The sequence below is a fragment of the Nakamurella sp. GG22 genome (genome assembly GCF_052976845.2).
Genome location: NZ_JBRIIO020000014.1, coordinates 111286 through 126310, shown reverse-complemented (window position 1 = coordinate 126310; position 15025 = coordinate 111286). Strand labels below are relative to the sequence as shown.

The 15025-nt window shown below is 69.3% G+C and carries 14 protein-coding genes, 1 pseudogene and 1 riboswitch; of the genes and pseudogenes, 9 read left to right on the top strand and 6 right to left on the bottom strand.

Annotated elements, in window-relative coordinates; all coding sequences use genetic code 11:
* Positions 1–129: 129 nt before the first annotated feature.
* Positions 130–321, top strand: a riboswitch (cyclic di-AMP (ydaO/yuaA leader).
* 6 nt (positions 322–327) lie between these two features.
* The 3 genes from ACVBEQ_RS15510 (at position 328) to ACVBEQ_RS15500 (ending at position 3551) form a co-directional block, all read left to right on the top strand.
* Positions 328–1149, top strand: a complete 822-nt coding sequence (locus ACVBEQ_RS15510) for a transglycosylase family protein (RefSeq protein ID WP_447154208.1) — start codon at positions 328–330, stop codon at positions 1147–1149.
* 165 nt (positions 1150–1314) lie between these two features.
* Complete coding sequence (locus ACVBEQ_RS15505; protein WP_447154207.1) at positions 1315–2025, top strand: LppX_LprAFG lipoprotein; 711 nt, start codon at positions 1315–1317, stop codon at positions 2023–2025.
* Positions 2022–3551: an MFS transporter gene (locus ACVBEQ_RS15500; protein ID WP_447154206.1), complete on the top strand. Its 1530-nt coding sequence runs from the start codon at positions 2022–2024 to the stop codon at positions 3549–3551. Before ACVBEQ_RS15505 ends, ACVBEQ_RS15500 begins: the two co-directional genes overlap by 4 nt.
* Here the strand turns inward: ACVBEQ_RS15500 and ACVBEQ_RS15495 are convergent.
* Positions 3481–4431 carry an alpha/beta fold hydrolase gene (locus ACVBEQ_RS15495; RefSeq protein WP_447154205.1) on the bottom strand — a complete coding sequence of 317 codons (951 nt, stop codon included), beginning with the start codon at positions 4429–4431 and terminating at the stop codon, positions 3481–3483. The genes ACVBEQ_RS15500 and ACVBEQ_RS15495 overlap by 71 nt on opposite strands.
* Before the next feature lie 208 nt (positions 4432–4639).
* Here ACVBEQ_RS15495 and ACVBEQ_RS15490 point away from each other — a divergent pair, with 208 nt between their 5' ends.
* The gene (locus ACVBEQ_RS15490; RefSeq protein WP_447154204.1) at positions 4640–5485 is read left to right on the top strand and encodes a transglutaminase-like domain-containing protein; all 846 of its coding nucleotides are present in this window, start codon (positions 4640–4642) and stop codon (positions 5483–5485) included.
* Positions 5482–5766 (top strand): annotated as a pseudogene (locus ACVBEQ_RS15485) (DUF309 domain-containing protein); the annotation flags it as partial. The gene ACVBEQ_RS15490 and the pseudogene ACVBEQ_RS15485, both read left to right, overlap by 4 nt.
* A 234-nt stretch (positions 5767–6000) precedes the next feature.
* On the opposite strand, the gene ACVBEQ_RS15480 reads toward ACVBEQ_RS15485, so the two are convergent.
* Both ACVBEQ_RS15480 and ACVBEQ_RS15475 read right to left on the bottom strand, forming a co-directional pair.
* Complete coding sequence (locus tag ACVBEQ_RS15480; protein WP_447154203.1) at positions 6001–6627, bottom strand: Rv1733c family protein; 627 nt, start codon at positions 6625–6627, stop codon at positions 6001–6003.
* A gap of 68 nt (positions 6628–6695) precedes the next feature.
* Positions 6696–7811: a universal stress protein gene (locus ACVBEQ_RS15475; RefSeq protein ID WP_447154202.1), complete on the bottom strand. Its 1116-nt coding sequence runs from the start codon at positions 7809–7811 to the stop codon at positions 6696–6698.
* A gap of 343 nt (positions 7812–8154) precedes the next feature.
* Here ACVBEQ_RS15475 and ACVBEQ_RS15470 point away from each other — a divergent pair, with 343 nt between their 5' ends.
* The 3 genes from ACVBEQ_RS15470 to ACVBEQ_RS15460 are packed head-to-tail and all read left to right on the top strand — an operon-like array spanning position 8155 to position 10332.
* Complete coding sequence (locus ACVBEQ_RS15470; RefSeq protein WP_447154201.1) at positions 8155–8769, top strand: CBS domain-containing protein; 615 nt, start codon at positions 8155–8157, stop codon at positions 8767–8769.
* Positions 8770–8792: 23 nt separating this feature from the next.
* The gene (locus tag ACVBEQ_RS15465; RefSeq protein ID WP_447154200.1) at positions 8793–9227 is read left to right on the top strand and encodes a hypothetical protein; all 435 of its coding nucleotides are present in this window, start codon (positions 8793–8795) and stop codon (positions 9225–9227) included.
* Between the two features lie 49 nt (positions 9228–9276).
* Complete coding sequence (locus ACVBEQ_RS15460; RefSeq protein WP_447154199.1) at positions 9277–10332, top strand: alpha/beta fold hydrolase; 1056 nt, start codon at positions 9277–9279, stop codon at positions 10330–10332.
* A 14-nt stretch (positions 10333–10346) separates the two neighbouring features.
* Here ACVBEQ_RS15460 and ACVBEQ_RS15455 read toward each other — a convergent pair whose 3' ends face one another.
* Complete coding sequence (locus ACVBEQ_RS15455; protein WP_447154198.1) at positions 10347–11357, bottom strand: aldo/keto reductase family protein; 1011 nt, start codon at positions 11355–11357, stop codon at positions 10347–10349.
* 211 nt (positions 11358–11568) lie between these two features.
* Between ACVBEQ_RS15455 and ACVBEQ_RS15450 the strand changes: the two genes are divergently transcribed.
* Complete coding sequence (locus tag ACVBEQ_RS15450) at positions 11569–13449, top strand: propionyl-CoA synthetase (RefSeq protein WP_447154197.1); 1881 nt, start codon at positions 11569–11571, stop codon at positions 13447–13449.
* Positions 13450–13598: 149 nt separating this feature from the next.
* Here ACVBEQ_RS15450 and ACVBEQ_RS15445 read toward each other — a convergent pair whose 3' ends face one another.
* Together ACVBEQ_RS15445 and ACVBEQ_RS15440 are read right to left on the bottom strand one after the other, a co-directional pair.
* Positions 13599–13889, bottom strand: coding sequence for a hypothetical protein (locus tag ACVBEQ_RS15445; protein ID WP_447154196.1), 291 nt, complete (start codon positions 13887–13889; stop codon positions 13599–13601).
* Between the two features lie 158 nt (positions 13890–14047).
* Positions 14048–14872, bottom strand: coding sequence for a hypothetical protein (locus ACVBEQ_RS15440; protein ID WP_447154195.1), 825 nt, complete (start codon positions 14870–14872; stop codon positions 14048–14050).
* Positions 14873–15025: the final 153 nt, after the last annotated feature.

The window sequence follows — 15025 nt, the reverse complement described above, 5'->3', positions numbered from 1 at the left end:
GGTATTCGGCCTCTGGACTTCACAGGAGCCGTCCGTATGGTCTGGATCGGCCGGTGTATCGCACTGGTCCTACCACGAAAACCTCCGGGACTCGCGCCGAGTGCTGTCCTATTTGTCCCGGAGACCCACGAACAGGAAAGGCCTGGACAGCAGCGGGGAAACCACTATTGCGGGAGCCACGGCTCCCTTGGGGTTAATCCGGCCCACTGGACTCTGACCAGCGGGGCTGGACGGGCGATCCCCTGCACACATCCGGTCACCACCACGGATGCGTCGCGCCCGAACCCGACAGCTCACCTCGCAGGCGCAGCTAGGGGAACACACACCATGAACCGACGTCTCACCGGACGCCACCGCAAGCCCTCCGCAGCACGCGTGTACGCGCTCCGCGGAGCCACCGTCGGCGTTGTCGCCGGCGCCGCAGCACTCGGCTTCGCCGGGTCGGCGTCTGCCGCCCCCGAGTCGACCTGGGATGCAGTTGCCCAGTGCGAGAGCACCAACAACTGGTCCATCAACACCGGCAACGGCTACTACGGCGGCCTGCAGTTCTCGCAGTCCACCTGGGATGCCTACGGTGGCCAGGACTACGCCCCGCGCGCCGACCTCGCGAGCCGCGAGCAGCAGATCGCCGTTGCCGAGAAGACCCTCGCCGGCCAGGGCTGGGGAGCCTGGGCCTGCGCCCATGCCGGTGGCCAGGAGGCCCCGGGCGGTAACTCGGGTGCCGGCAGCGCGCCCGCCAGCAACGACGCGCCGCAGGCTGCGGATCGCAGCACCCGTGCGCCGCTGGAGAGCAGCAACGACTCGAGCAGCAACGACTCGAGCAGCAACGACTCGAGCAGCAACGACTCGAGCAGCACCGAGTCGACCGATTCGTCGAGCGACGCCGGCACCTACAGCGACGACTCGAGCTCGAGCGATGCGAGCTACAGCGACGACTCGAGCAGCAGCGACTCCAGCTCGAACGAGCCGGCCGCTGCCCCGGCCAGCGCAGCGGACGGCACCTACACCGTCGCCCAGGGCGACACGCTGTTCAAGATCGCGTCGACCAACGGGGTCGACGGCGGCTGGGAGGCCCTGTACAAGGCCAACGCCGACGTCATCTCCGATGCGGACCTGATCTTCCCGGGCCAGGTCCTGCGCCTCGGCTGAGCCGCACCACCGCATCACCGCACCACCGCACCAAGACACCACATTGCCGTCATCCCACCCCTCGGATGACATCCAGAGGCGTCGACCGCTGTCGTACCGGCGGTCGGCGCCTCTGGCGTTCTCCGGAACAGGGCTAGGAGTGGCGAGCCCGATACGATCCCGACCATGATCACCAAGGCGGCACAACGGGCAGCGGGCGGACCGATCGTGATCACCGTCTGCCTGGCGCTCCTGCTGGCGGTCGCCGGCTGCACGTCCACCACGGACACCGCCACTCCCACCGCGGTCACCCCGTCCGTGGACACCCTGCTGACCGACTCGGCCGCGGCGATGGCGGCGGTGACCAGCGCACGTTTCGTCCTCACCGTCGACGGGGAGCTGCCCGCGGTACCCGTGCAGCAGGCCGAGGGTCAGTTGACCGCCACCGGCGACGCCCAGGGATCGGGCACCATCAGCCAATTCGGCCAGCTCGTCGAAGTCGAGTTCGCGCTGGTCAGCGGCGAGCTCTATCTCAAGGGCGCCACCGGCGGCTTCGCCAAGGTGCCGTCCGCACTGGCCGGCAACATCTACGACCCGTCCGTCCTGCTGAATCCGGAGACAGGTGTCGCCGCCGTGCTGTCCTCGGTGCAAAACGCGTCCATCACCGGCACCGAGGGTGACGCCTGGCAGGTCAGCGGGACGGTCCCGGCCGCCGTCGCGGCCGGCCTGGTGCCCGGCATCACGACCGATGTGACGGCGGTCCTGACCATCTCCATGTCCGGTTCGCTGCTGACGTCGGCGAAGCTCACCGTGAACGGCGCGGGCGGCACGCCGGCCACCATCACGGTGCAGCTCTCCGAGTTCAACGAGCCCGTCACGATCAGCCCACCGGGGTGACGGGCCGCCGCCGGCTCGCGATCAGCGCCGCTGGCGCAGCCGTCCTGCTGGCAGCGCTGGACGCCTATGTGGTGGTCGGCGTCCTGGTCGACATGGTGCGCGACCTCGGCATCCCGGTGAACCGGCTGGAACGGGCGACGCCGATCGTCACCGGGTTCCTCCTGGGTTATGTGGCCGGGATGCCGCTGCTCGGGCAGCTCTCCGATCGGCTCGGCCGCCGGCCGGTGCTCCAACTGTGCCTTGTCGGGTTCGCGGCAGGGTCCGCTGTCACCGCCGTCGCCGATCAGGTTCCGGTGCTGGTCGCGGGCCGGGTGCTGCAAGGGCTGGCCGGCGGCGCGCTGCTGCCGATCACCATGGCGCTGGTCGCCGATCTCTGGACCGAGCACCGCCGCTCGACCGCCCTGGGTGTCGTCGGCGCGGCCCAAGAGCTGGGTAGTGTGCTGGGGACCCTTTATGGGGTCGGCATCGCGGCAGCGGCCAACGCGTGGCGGCTCACCGAGGACCTGCAGCCGCAGAGCTGGCGGTGGATCTTCTGGATCAACCTGCCGCTCACCGCACTGGCCATGCTCGTCGTGCAGCTGACGGTGCCGCCCGGTTCGACGACCAGGACGGCGGGCCGGATCGATCTGGTCGGCGGCGGTCTGCTGGCGATCGGTCTCGGGCTGCTGGTGGTGGGCCTCTACAACCCGGACCCGGCGCGGGGTGTGCTGCCGTCCTGGGGGGTGCCGTCGCTCGCTGCCGCGGTGGTCGTGCTGGTGCTGTTCGTCCTCTGGGAACGCCGCGCACGCGTCCGGCTGATCGACCCGGAGGGCGTGCGGATGGGCCGCTTCCTGGCGACCCTGGGCGTCAGCATGGCCGCCGGTGCCGCGCTGCTGGTCACCCTGGTGATGGTGGAGCTGTTCGCCCGGACGCTGCTGGGCCTTGACTCGGGCCCCGCCGTTCTGCTGCTGACCCGATTCCTGGTGTTCCTGCCGGTCGGCGCCGTGCTCGGCGGCTGGCTCGGTACGAAGGTGGGCGAGCGACCGGTCGCCGTCACCGGACTGGTCGTGGCCGCCGGGGGATACCTGCTGATCTCCCGCTGGCCCGCCGACCTGCTGGCGGCCGAGCACCCCCTCGGGCTGCCCGTTCCGGACACCGACCTGGCCATCGCCGGGTTCGGTCTCGGGTTGGTGATCGCGCCGGTCTCCGCCGCGGTGCTCCGGCTGGTGCCGCCGACCTCGCACGGGGTGGCCTCGGCGGCCGTGGTGGTGGCCAGAATGACCGGGATGCTGGTCGGGGTGGCCGCCCTCACCGGGTGGGGCCTGTACCGGTTCGGTCAGTTGACCGCCACGCTGATCGCTCCGCTGCCGTTCGGCGTCAGCGAGACGGAGTTCACCGAGCAGCTCGCCGAGTACAACGCTGCCGTGTCGGCGGCCCTGCTCACCCAGTACAACGAGATCTTCCTGTTGACGGCCGTCATCTGCCTGCTCGGTGCCGGGTTGGCGTTGCTGCTGCCGGCCCGCCGGCCGGTGAGCCTGACGTCCTGACGGACCCGTCGAGGAATCCGTTCAGCACGGTCGCGAACCGGTCGGGCTCGTCCAGGTGCGGGAAATGCCCTGCACGGTCGAAGATCTCCACCTGGGCGTCCGGGAGTTCGGTGCGGGCGTTCTCGAGGTGGGACGACGGAACGATCCGGTCGCGGGCGCCCCAGATCACCAGGCTGGGACGGGAACGGAGTCCGGGCAACCGGTCGCGGGCGGCGACGGTCTGCCCGCCGACATTGATGACCGAACGGCTGGTCGCGAGGAACGCCGTCCGCGTCGGCCCGTCCGCCAGGGTGGACAGATTGCGCCACGCCTCGTCGGAACTGGGGCTGATCGGCGGCAGCCCGAGCTTCCCCCAGTACCGCAGTGCGGTGTCGCCGACGCCGTGCAGCCAGCTCGAGGCGACCAGCGGCAGCACGAGTTCGCTGCCCGGCAGGGTGGCCGCCCGCAGTAGCGGGTTGACCTCTTTACCCAGGCCGCCGCTGCTGACCAGCACCACCGCGTCCACCCGGTCGGGGAAGAGGTACGCGAACTGCAGGGCGACGCCGCCACCGAGCGAGTGGCCGACCACGGTGACCGTGCGAACCTCCAGCTCGTCCATCAGGTCGCGCAGTGTCGCGGCATGGGCGCCGAGCGAGTAGTCGCCCGGCGGCTTCGCCGACTCGCCGTGCCCGAACAGGTCGGGTGCGATCACCCGGCGCCCGTGCAGCCGTCCGGTCTGGTCCGACCAGGTCTGCGACGAGCTCATCAGCCCGTGCACGAACAGGATCGTCGTGGCCGGCGGCGGCGCGGTTGCGGCGTCCGGGCAGGCATCGTGATCCGGGCGGGTGTCGGTGTAGCTCAGCCGGTGGCCGTGCAGCGTCATCGAGCGGGGATCCGGCATGGCCGACCGCCTTGGTTACTCGTCGGTAACTTCCTGATGGGAGCAGCGTACGCGGACGTCGCGGCCAGCAGCACCCGTCACAACCGGCTGCCACCCGCGCCCCGATCACCCCGAGTGGGCCGTGAAACCTGATCGGTACATAGCCTGGCTACGCTGTTGCGCACCGACTGCCCGTCGGGATGGTGTGCGGGGACGGAGACGGTCGTTCATGGGTTTTCGACAGGTGCGTGTCGGGTGCGATTTCGAATACGACGCGCAGGTGGACACCCCAGCGGTGTTCCAGGTGACGCCACTGGGCGTCGACGGAATCGAGATCACGGGAGAGGAGTGGTCCAGCCGACCGGATCAGCACTACCACGAGTACCAGGACATCTACGGTAATCGATGCCAACGCATCATCCTGCCGGCGGGGCTGTCGAAGATCTCCTACCGCGCGACGGCCACCGTGCCGGACGCCCCGGAGGACGCCGACCCGTGGGCGCCCGAACTCGCGCCGGAGGACCTGCCCGACGACGTACTCGTCTATCTCATGCCGAGCAGGTACTGCCTTCCGGACATGCTCGGTACGGAGGCGTGGTCGCGCTTCAGTTCGCTGCCGCGTGGTTACAGCCGCGTGCAGGCCATCTGCCAGCACGTCAACGACCACCTGCAGTTCGCGTACGGGAGCAGTTCGCCGACGTCGACGGCGGTGGACGTCAACGCGTCGGGCTTCGGAGTCTGCCGTGACTTCACCCACCTGGCGATCACCTTCTGCCGGGCCATGAACATCCCGGCCCGGTACGTCTTCGGGTATCTGCCGGACATGGACGTGCCGGCCGACCCGTCGCCGATGGATTTCGCCGCGTGGATGGAGGTGTGGCTCGGCGATCGGTGGTGGACCTTCGACCCGCGGAACAACATGCGGCGCAAGGGCCGGATCCTGATCGGACGCGGCCGCGACGCCTCCGACGTCGCGATGGTGACCTCCATCGGCGGTCCCGCGCTGCTGTCGATGTCCGTCATTGCCGAGGAGGTGCCGTCCGGTTCGGCCGCGCCGTCGGCGGTCGGCGGGTGACGCCGGCCGGCGGGCAGGACGGTGGCACCGGCCGCCGTGACCGGGATGCCGAAGGTCGCGCCCGGAACGCCCGGCCGCGGGATGCGCTCGGTCGACCACTGCCGTACGGATCGCCCGACGTCGCCAGAGCGCCCGAGGGCGTGGTGCGGGCACCGGCCGAGACCCTTGACGAGGCCCAGGGTTTCCTCGACCGGGGACTTCCCTTCCATGCCCACGAGGTGTTCGAGGACGCCTGGAAGTCGTCGGTCGGGACGGAGCGCGGGCTGTGGAAGGGGCTCGCCCAACTCGCGGTCGGGCTCACCCATCTCGCCCGCGGGAACGCCCGCGGCGCCCGGACCCTGCTCGACCGCGGTCGGACAGCGATCGCACCGTTCGATCCGGCGCCGTACGGCATCGATACGCCCGCGATCGTCCACTGGGCGTCGGCCCTGATCGACGCGTTGCAGTCGCCCGATGCGCCGGCCGGGGTCAGCTGGTCCGCACCGGCCCTGCGGGGCCCGTCGTCACTGCCGTCGTCACTGCTGCCGGAGCCACAGCGGGGCGACCCGGTCCCAGTCGCGATCCCACCTGGCCCGGCGGCCCCGATCGAAGGCATTGGCGCAGAACCGCATTCCGCCGGCCAGCAGCAGGCCCCAGACGGTGAGCATGCCGACCGAGACGAGCAGCCCGGTCACGACGGATCCGGTTGAGCTCAGTGGCGCCTCGACGAGCGCGCCTGTCTTGTCCACCCAGATGTCGACCCTGGTACCCACGACGGATCCCGCCTGGCTGGGGACGTTCCCGACCCTGGTGCTGCCGTCCGGTGCGGACCATTGCGCCGGCACCGCGGTCGTACCGAGCACCGGGACGCCCGAGGCGGTGAACACCATCGGCGGGGCCGCAGTGGTGAGGATCGCGGTCGTCGCGGTCCGGTCGTGGGACTGGCTCTGCCCCTTGTGCAGGTCGTTCGAGGCGACCATCCATCCGATGACGGCGGCGACCGGCAGCATCACGACGAAGAGGGCGACCAGGACCAGCCGGACGCCAGCCTGCCAGCGATCGACGTCGCGGGCGAGGTCGTTGCCCCAGACGCTGGCGAGCCAGTTGCGCCGGGAGAGCGTGCGGGCCATCCCGGCACCGTCACCGGAATCGTTGGTGCGCATGGACTCTCCTGTCGCGGTGCCTCGGGTGAGGCGGTTCCTGGCGGTGCGGTGGGTGGTGCGGGTGCGTGTCAGTCCAGGCTGTCGGGTCTGACGACGACGACGGGGCAGACGGCGTGGGTGATCAACGAATGGCTGGTCGAACCGAGCAGCATCCCGGCGAACCCGCCGCGGCCGCGACTGCCGACCACCAGCATCTGAGCGGTCCGGGCCAGGGACAGCAGCACCGCGGTCGCCTTGCCGTGCGCCACGTGCTGCTGCACCACGACGTCGGGATACTTCTCATGCCAGCCGGCCAGTTCCTCGGAGAGCAACGCCCGTTCGGTCTGGTCCATGGCGGCGAGGTCGGGGATGCCGTCGACCATCGCGGCCGGCTTCGGGTGGTTCCAGGTGTGCACGGCGATCAGTTCGGCGCCGCGGATCGCGGCCTGCTCGAAGGCGAAGCGGATGGCCGCCTCGTTGGTGGCCGACCCGTCGACGCCCACGACGATCGGTCCGTCGTCGATCCAGCCCGGGCCCTCCGTCGGGATGACGGCCACCGGGGCGGTGCCGTGCGCCGTGATGGCCATCGCGACGGAACCGAGCACGACCCCGGCCATCCGGCCGTTGCCGCGGGAACCGACCACCGTCAGCCGTGCCTGCTCAGATTCGCGCCGCAGCGTCAGCAGCGCATCGCCCTGGACGAGCCGGGTCTGTACCTCGAGGTCCGGGTGGTGCGACCGCAATTCGGTGGCCATGCCGCCGAGCAACTGCTCGCCCTCGACCCGCATCAGGTGGCCGAGGTCGTCCGGGGCCATGGAGTACCCGGCATACCCGGCCACCGGCAACGAGTAGGCGTACACCAACCGGAGTGCCGCGCTGCGCTGCACCGCATCAATGGCCGCCCACCTGGCGGCCATCGCCGCATGCTGCGAACCGTCGATGCCGGCGATCACCAGGTCGGCGCGTGGGGTGGCCGCCGGAGCGGCCGGCAGGGTATCCGGGCGCACGGCGCTGGCGACCGGCGCGGGGTGACGGGTCGGCGGCGCCACCCAGTCGTCCCACCCGCTGCGGCCGCTGGCAGTCTCGTACTGGACCGCGCCGAGGTAGCGCTTGAGGGCGGCATCATGGCGCGACAACGGCGCAGACTTCCTGGCGGCCGCGCTCTTCGCCTCTGCCGCTGCCCGGTACCGTTCCTGCTCGCTCATCCGACTCTTCTCCTCCGCCGACCCCCAGTTGATCGGCCCGCCCCGCGGCGCGGGGACTGCGACCAACTTTTCATTCGGCATGCGAAGCGGACAGGGCCGAAAGACCCGCAAACGGGGTCGCCGAAGGTGTTCTGGAGCGCAATCTTCGCCGGACCGGGTGTGTCACGCCCCGAACCGGAAAAACTGAGAAGGCCAGCCTGCCCACAGCATGACGCCGGCGCGACGCCGGCGCTCGTGCCGAAAGGCCCTGGAGGACGGGACCTCCGCAGGCAGTCAGCGGTGCGGTCCGGACCTACGTTCGGGGCAGCGGGACTATCGTCCCCGCTGAGGACGGGAGCACGCCATGCGGGTCCGGGAAATCATGACCAAGTCGGTACTCACCGCGCAGCCGGGAGTCACGGTCGGCAAGGCGGCCGAGTTGCTGGCCTACCGCGGCTTCAGCGCGATGCCGGTCGTCGACGAGAACGGGGATCTCATCGGCATCGTCAGCGAGGCCGACCTGATCCGGAACCGATTCCCCGGTGCCTTCGCCGGCGACGCCTCTGTCACACCGGAGCGCCGGCCCGCGAAGACCGTCGGCGAGGTCATGACGAGCCCGGTCGCCGGGGTCAGCCACGACGCCGATGTGTCGGAGTTGGCGAAGTTGATGGTGGACGACAAGCGCAGGTGCGTACCGATTGTCGACGGCAGGCGGCTGGTCGGGGTGGTGACCCGGCGGGACATGCTCCGGATGTTGTCCCGCTCCGACAGCGACGTCGCCACCGATGTTCGCCGGCATCTCCAGGTCCTCGGCGGCCAGGCGCGCTGGACGGTGCACGTGGTGGACGGCGACGTCACCATCCGCGACGAGTTCGACGAGGCCTCCGACCGGAACGTCGCGCAGGTTCTCGCGGAGGCAGTGCCCGGCGTGCTGCGGGCCACCGTCCTGGCCAGGGACGCGGTGCCCAGCGGCAACTGAAGGCCGCTCCCTACGATGACCGGGTGGACATCGCATTCTGGGTCGTCGTCGTTGTCGTGGCAGCGTTCGCGGCGTGGTTGATCGTCAGCAGAACGGCGTCTGCGGCCAGGTCCAGGGTCGACCCGACGCAACTGACCATCGACCCGGCGCTCGCCACCAGGGTGCGCGACCTGTACGCGGCCGGCGACAAGGTGAAGGCCGTCAAGGCGCTGCGGGAGGCGACCGGCCTGGGACTCGCCGACGCCGTCCGGATCGCCGACAAGCTGGGCGCCACCGCCGCGCCGAAACAGCCGGCCGGCTCGAGCGTCACCACCGACCTGCCCAGCATCAGCAAGGCCGACGAACGTCAGGTCCGGTCACTGGTCGAGACGGGGCAGACCCTGGAGGCGCTTCGGCTGATCCGGCAGTTGACCGGGATGGACCTGCGGCAGGCAAAGGCGTACATCGAGAAGCTGTGACCGGTGTGCCGCGGTCGCATCCGATGGCGGCGGCACCGATGATGACCCGGTGAACACACTGCTGGCCGGGATCAGCTCCCGGCGCGTCGACACCGGCCGCCTGACCATGAACGTCCTCGAGATCGACGGCAGGAAGGGCATCCCCGTTCTGCTGGTGCACGGGAACGTCTCGTCCAGCCTGTTCTGGCAGCCGCTGATGCTCTCGCTACCCGAGCGGTACCGGCCGATAGCACTCGACCTGCGGGGCTACGGCGACACCGATCCCGCGCCGGTGGATGCCACCCGCGGCCTGAGCGACTTCGCCGACGACGTGGCGGCGGCCGTCCGGGCACTCGATCTCGCTCCGGTGCATCTGGTCGGCTGGAGCATGGGCGGCGGCGTCGTCCTGCAGTACCTGACCGACGCGCCCGGCGATGTCGCGTCGGTCAGCCTGGTGAACCCGGTGTCGCCCTTCGGATTCGGCGGTACGGCGGGACCTGAGGGGCGGCTGCTCGACCCGCCCGGGATCGGTACGGGCGGCGGCTGCGCCAACCCGGCTTTCGTTGCTCAGTTGGCAGCCGGGGACCGCTCGGGCGACTCGCCACTGTCCCCGCGGCAGGTCCTGCTGGCGCACTACGTCAAGCCGCCGTTCGTCCCGGAGCACCTGGACATCTTCGTCGAGTCGATGCTGTCCACCCGGCTGGGCGAGGACAACTACCCGGGTGACGCCACCGCGACGCGGGCCTGGCCCGGGATGCTGCCCGGCAAGAGGGGGGTGATGAACACGTGGGCGCCCACGCACTTCCGCATCGACAGCCTGGCCGATCTCGACCCGAAGCCGCCGGTCCTCTGGGTGCGCGGGGCCGACGACGTCATCGTCTCGGACACCTCGCTGTACGACTTCGCCCGGTTGGGCGCGCTGGGCGTGGTGCCCGGCTGGCCCGGCGAGCAGGAGCGCCCGGTCCAGCCGATGGTGTCCCAGATGAGATTCGTGCTCGACGGCTACCGGGCGGCCGGCGGGACGTACCGGGAGGTCGTCATCGCGGACGCGGGGCACTCGCCGTTCCTCGAGCGCCCCGAAGAGTTCCTGGCCGCCCTGGTCGGGACGCTCGACGCGGCGGGCTGAGCAGCAGGGCGCTGTCAGGCGGGTCGCTGCTGCGGTGCGTTCCTGGCCGTCATCGCTGGGTCGGTGGTGATCGCGTCGCCCAGTGCCTCGTCGATCCGCTGCATCAGGTCGGCGGGAACCCGGACCCCGACCGCCTTGACGTTCTCGCTCACCTGCTCCGGCCGGGACGCACCGACGATCGCCGCTGCGACGTTGTCGTTGGCCAGCACCCAGGCCACCGCGAGCTGGGCCATCGTCACGCCCAGTTCGTCGGCGATCGGCTGCAGCGCCTGCACTCTGGCGAGCACGTCGTCGTCGAGGAAGCGCTTGATCATCGTGGCGCCACCCTTCTGATCGGTGGCTCTGGAGCCCTCGGGCGGAGCGCTGCCCGGTCGGTACTTGCCGGTCAGCACGCCCTGGGCGATGGGGGAGAAGACGATCTGGGAAAGCCCGAGTTCCGCCGAGGCCGGGACGACCTCCTGCTCGATGACCCGCCAGAGCATCGAGTACTGGGGCTGATTGCTGATCAACGGGATCCCGAGTTCTGCCGCCAGTGCGGCCCCGGCCCGGATCTGCTCGGCGGTCCACTCGCTCACCCCGATGTACAGCGCCTTGCCGTCCCGCACCACCTGCGCGAAGGCCTGCATCGTCTCTTCCAGCGGAGTCTCGACGTCGAACCGGTGTGCCTGATAGAGGTCGACGTAGTCGGTCTGCAGCCGGCGCAGCGAGGCATTGATCGATTCGGCGATGTGCTTGCGGGAGAGGCCGACGTCGTTGTGGCCCTTCGGTCCCGTCGGCCAGTAGACCTTCGTGAAGATCTCCAGGGACTCGCGGCGTTCGCCCTTCAGAGCCTCGCCGAGGACGGACTCGGCCGCGCCGTTCGCATAGACGTCGGCGGTGTCGAAGCTGGAGATGCCGGCATCGAGAGCGGCGCGGACGCAGCTGGCGGCCACGTCATTCTCGACCTGCGAGCCGTGGGTGAGCCAGTTGCCGTAGGTGATGGCGGAGATCTTCAGGCCGGAGCGGCCGAGGGCGCGGAATTCCATCGCTCCACCGTAGGTGCCGTGCGGGAGTCGACCTCGACGGTGTGGGCCGACCGGGTGACGGGCGCGCACGCCCCGAACGGTGCAGTCCGATCGAAGGGTTTTCGGAATCGGAACCCGGCGGCATCATGCTCGTTACAGAGAGCTGCGTCACACTCTCCCGAACAAGCGCCCTATGTCCGTTTCCGTCAGGATGCACGCAGGAGGTAGACAAATGGACGATTACGAGAAGGTATTCCGGAGCAGTGTGGAAGATCCGGAAACGTTCTGGCTCGACGCCGCCGCCGCCATCGACTGGCAGGTGAAGCCCACAACAGCCCTGGATTCCTCACGGCCACCGTTCTACCGGTGGTTTCCCGATGGGGAGCTGAATGTCTCGTACAACGCCCTCGACCGCCACGTCGAGGCAGGCCGCGGCGACCAGGCCGCGCTGATCTACGACAGCCCGGTCACCGGCACCACGAAGACCTACACCTACACCGAACTGCGCGACGAGGTCGCGCTGTTCGCCGGGGTGCTCGCCGGGCTGGGAGTGGTGAAGGGCGACCGGGTCGTCATCTATCTGCCGATGGTGCCGCAGGCTGCGATCGCGATGCTGGCCTGTGCACGCCTGGGTGCCGTGCACTCCGTCGTGTTCGGTGGTTTCGCCCCCAAGGAGCTGGCGATCCGGATCGACGACGCCGCTCCCCGGGTCATCGTGTCCGCATCGTGCGGCATCGAGGGCAAGCGGGTGATCGAGTACAAACCGTTGCTGGAAAAGGCGATCGAGCTCGCCACCCACAAGCCCGAGACCTGCGTCATCCTGCAACGCCCGCAGGCACCAGCGGTCCTCGGCCCGAGCGACGTCGACTGGGCGGAGGCGATCGCGACCGCGACGCCCGCCGACCCGGTCACCGTCAAGTCCACCGATCCGCTGTACATCCTGTACACGTCGGGCACCACCGGGAAGCCGAAGGGCGTTGTCCGTGACGGTGGCGGCTACGCGGTCGCGCTTGCCTGGACGATGCCGAACGTCTACGACATCGGTCCCGGTGAGGTCATGTTCACCGCCTCCGACGTCGGCTGGGTGGTCGGCCACTCCTACATCGTGTACGCGCCGCTGCTGGTCGGGGCGACCACGATCCTGTACGAGGGCAAACCGGTCGGAACCCCGGATGCCGGCCAATTCTGGCGGGTGGTCGCCGACTACAAGGCCAAGAGCATGTTCACCGCGCCGACCGCCTTCCGGGCGATCAAGAAGGAAGACCCGAAGGGCGAACTGCTCTCCTCGTACGACGTCTCGGGTCTGAAGTACCTGTTCCTGGCCGGTGAACGGCTCGATCCCGAGACCTACCACTGGGCCTGCGATCTGCTGCAGATCCCGGTCATCGACCACTGGTGGCAGACCGAGACTGGTTGGCCCATCGTGGCCAATCCCGCCGGCATCGAACTGCTGCCGATCAAGCCTGGATCGCCGACCAAGGCGCTGCCTGGCTGGGACGTGCGGGTGCTGGACACCTTCGGCAAGCCCGTTCCGCCGGGCGAGGACGGTGCCATCGTCATCAAGCTGCCGCTGCCACCCGGATCGCTGCCGACGCTGTGGAATGACGACGAGCGTTTCGTCAACTCCTACATGTCCGTCTACCAGGGCTTCTATCTGACCGGCGACGGCGGACGGGTCGACGAGGACGGCTACGTGTTCGTGATGGGCCGGACCGACGACGTGATCAACGTTGCGGGACACCGGCTCTCGACGGGCAGCATGGAGGAGGTGCTGGCCAGCCACCCGGACGTCGCGGAATGTGCCGTCATCGGTGTGGCGGACCAGCTCAAGGGGCAGGTGCCGCGCGGCCTGGTGGTGCTCAAGTCCGGCGTCGACCGTGACCCTGTCGAACTGCAGGCGGAACTGGTTGCGCTGATCAGGGCGCAGATCGGTGCGGTTGCCGCGCTGAAGGATGTCGCTGTCGTCCCTGCACTGCCCAAGACGCGCTCGGGCAAGATCCTGCGAAAGACCATGCGGGGCATTGCCGATGGGGTCAACGAGCCGATCCCGTCGACGATCGACGACGCGAGCGTGCTGGACGTACTCCGGCCGATCCTGCGTCGTAGCAGCTGATCTCGAGGACTCCTCGTCCGCGGGTAGTGATTTTCCAGGGATGACCGGCCGGGTGCGAACAGCACCCGGCCGGTCATCGTTCAGGTAGTGAGCATCACCGATCGAGGATCACGATCGAGGATCACCGATCGAGCGTCACCGATCGAGCGTCACCGATCGAGGCGGCGGGTCCGGCGTCGTTCCGAGCGCGCTTCGGATCGTTGCTCGTCCAGCGCCTTGTCCAATGTCATCAGGTTGATGGCGCGACCGAGCACGGCGACGGTCTTCTCGTCGTCGTGCGCAATGCTGGCCAGGCGGAGTTCGAAGAGGATGTTCGACGGCGTCGTGCCGTTCTCCTGAGCCAGTCGCATGGCGTCGAGGTAGATCTGCGAAACCAGTCCGGCCTCGTTGACGGCGGGTGCGGCAGGGTCGTATCGGCTGGAACCGTGGCGTATGGGCATCGCTCTCCCTCTCGTTGGATTGAGGGTAAAGCGGACAATCCTTATTTTCGTTCCTGAACGGCCTATTTCATCGGTTTGTTACACAAAAGACTTAGTGGGCTTCTTGGACCCCGCGATGCGCCACTGTGCGTGACATCGGGGGGTTACCAACCGGTCGGTCAGCCGGTCCCATACCGTTGGGCAGCGCTGGCCACCTGCGCGGCATCGCCCAACCGGACGACGCAGTGCGGCCACAATCCGCCGCCGACCAGATCCCTTACCTTCCGGCGGCGTGCGGAGTCCGCCAGCAGATCGGGAAGGACGGTGGCTGCAAGATCCGTGCTCGTAGCCGTGAGCAGCACCCTTTCCAACGCCTGTCCGGCCTGCAGCCGGGCCGTGGGCAGGTCGCGGAGCGAGCCGATCACGGCCGTCACGGGGCTGCCCTGCTGCCGGACGTTCGCCGCAGACCCGGACACCGACAGGTTCGCTGACACTTCGGCAACAGATGATCCGGTTCGGATCGCATCCACCTGCTCGTGACTCAGCGTGGCAATCCAACTCTGCTCCATCTTCGCCGCCTGCCGAAGGCGCAGCATCGTTTCGGCAGGCACCCCGGGCACCGCCGCCGGCCGACCCCGCCGGTGCTTGATGGCCTCGGACAGCGCCAGGTCGTCCGGGGTGGGGACGCTGCGGCCCTGCGGCAGCACGATGGCCAGCAGGTCGGGTTCGTCGTCGTCCGGCAGCAACTGGACGGTCGGGTGGACACCGCGCGCCCGGATGGCGACCCGCAGATCGAGGATGATCCGGCCGCACCGCACCAGCAGATCGCGATCGTCAACCCTACCCTGCTGGCCGCCCGGACCGGTGTACCTGATCTCGAATCCGAGGCCGGCACAGTCGAGCGACCAGTCGTCACTGTCCGGGAGCCATTTCGTCACCGAGTTCAACACCGACCGCACTTCGTTGCGGCCGAGGCTGCCCACTGCAGCGACGCTCGAATACACCGGAACAGCCTCCTTCGCCACCGCCGGGGAATGCTGTTCGTTCGGCGGTCGGTTCTCTGGCGCCCACTGTTCCGCAGCGGCGCCCGCCGCAGCCAGGGCCGAACGTCCTTGCCGCACACGCCTGCTCGCGGGTCATCCGGGCCGGTCAGCGAC

What these genes read in the sequence shown, in the direction of transcription:
- ACVBEQ_RS15510 (WP_447154208.1), top strand. Translation starts at nt 328, where the DNA reads ATGAACCGACGTCTCACCGGACGCCACCGCAAGCCCTCCGCAGCACGC.
- ACVBEQ_RS15505 (WP_447154207.1), top strand. Translation starts at nt 1,315, where the DNA reads ATGATCACCAAGGCGGCACAACGGGCAGCGGGCGGACCGATCGTGATC.
- ACVBEQ_RS15495 (WP_447154205.1), bottom strand. Translation starts at nt 4,431, where the DNA reads ATGCCGGATCCCCGCTCGATGACGCTGCACGGCCACCGGCTGAGCTAC.
- ACVBEQ_RS15490 (WP_447154204.1), top strand. Translation starts at nt 4,640, where the DNA reads ATGGGTTTTCGACAGGTGCGTGTCGGGTGCGATTTCGAATACGACGCG.
- ACVBEQ_RS15480 (WP_447154203.1), bottom strand. Translation starts at nt 6,627, where the DNA reads ATGCGCACCAACGATTCCGGTGACGGTGCCGGGATGGCCCGCACGCTC.
- ACVBEQ_RS15475 (WP_447154202.1), bottom strand. Translation starts at nt 7,811, where the DNA reads ATGAGCGAGCAGGAACGGTACCGGGCAGCGGCAGAGGCGAAGAGCGCG.
- ACVBEQ_RS15470 (WP_447154201.1), top strand. Translation starts at nt 8,155, where the DNA reads ATGCGGGTCCGGGAAATCATGACCAAGTCGGTACTCACCGCGCAGCCG.
- ACVBEQ_RS15455 (WP_447154198.1), bottom strand. Translation starts at nt 11,357, where the DNA reads ATGGAATTCCGCGCCCTCGGCCGCTCCGGCCTGAAGATCTCCGCCATC.
- ACVBEQ_RS15450 (WP_447154197.1), top strand. Translation starts at nt 11,569, where the DNA reads ATGGACGATTACGAGAAGGTATTCCGGAGCAGTGTGGAAGATCCGGAA.
- ACVBEQ_RS15445 (WP_447154196.1), bottom strand. Translation starts at nt 13,889, where the DNA reads ATGCCCATACGCCACGGTTCCAGCCGATACGACCCTGCCGCACCCGCC.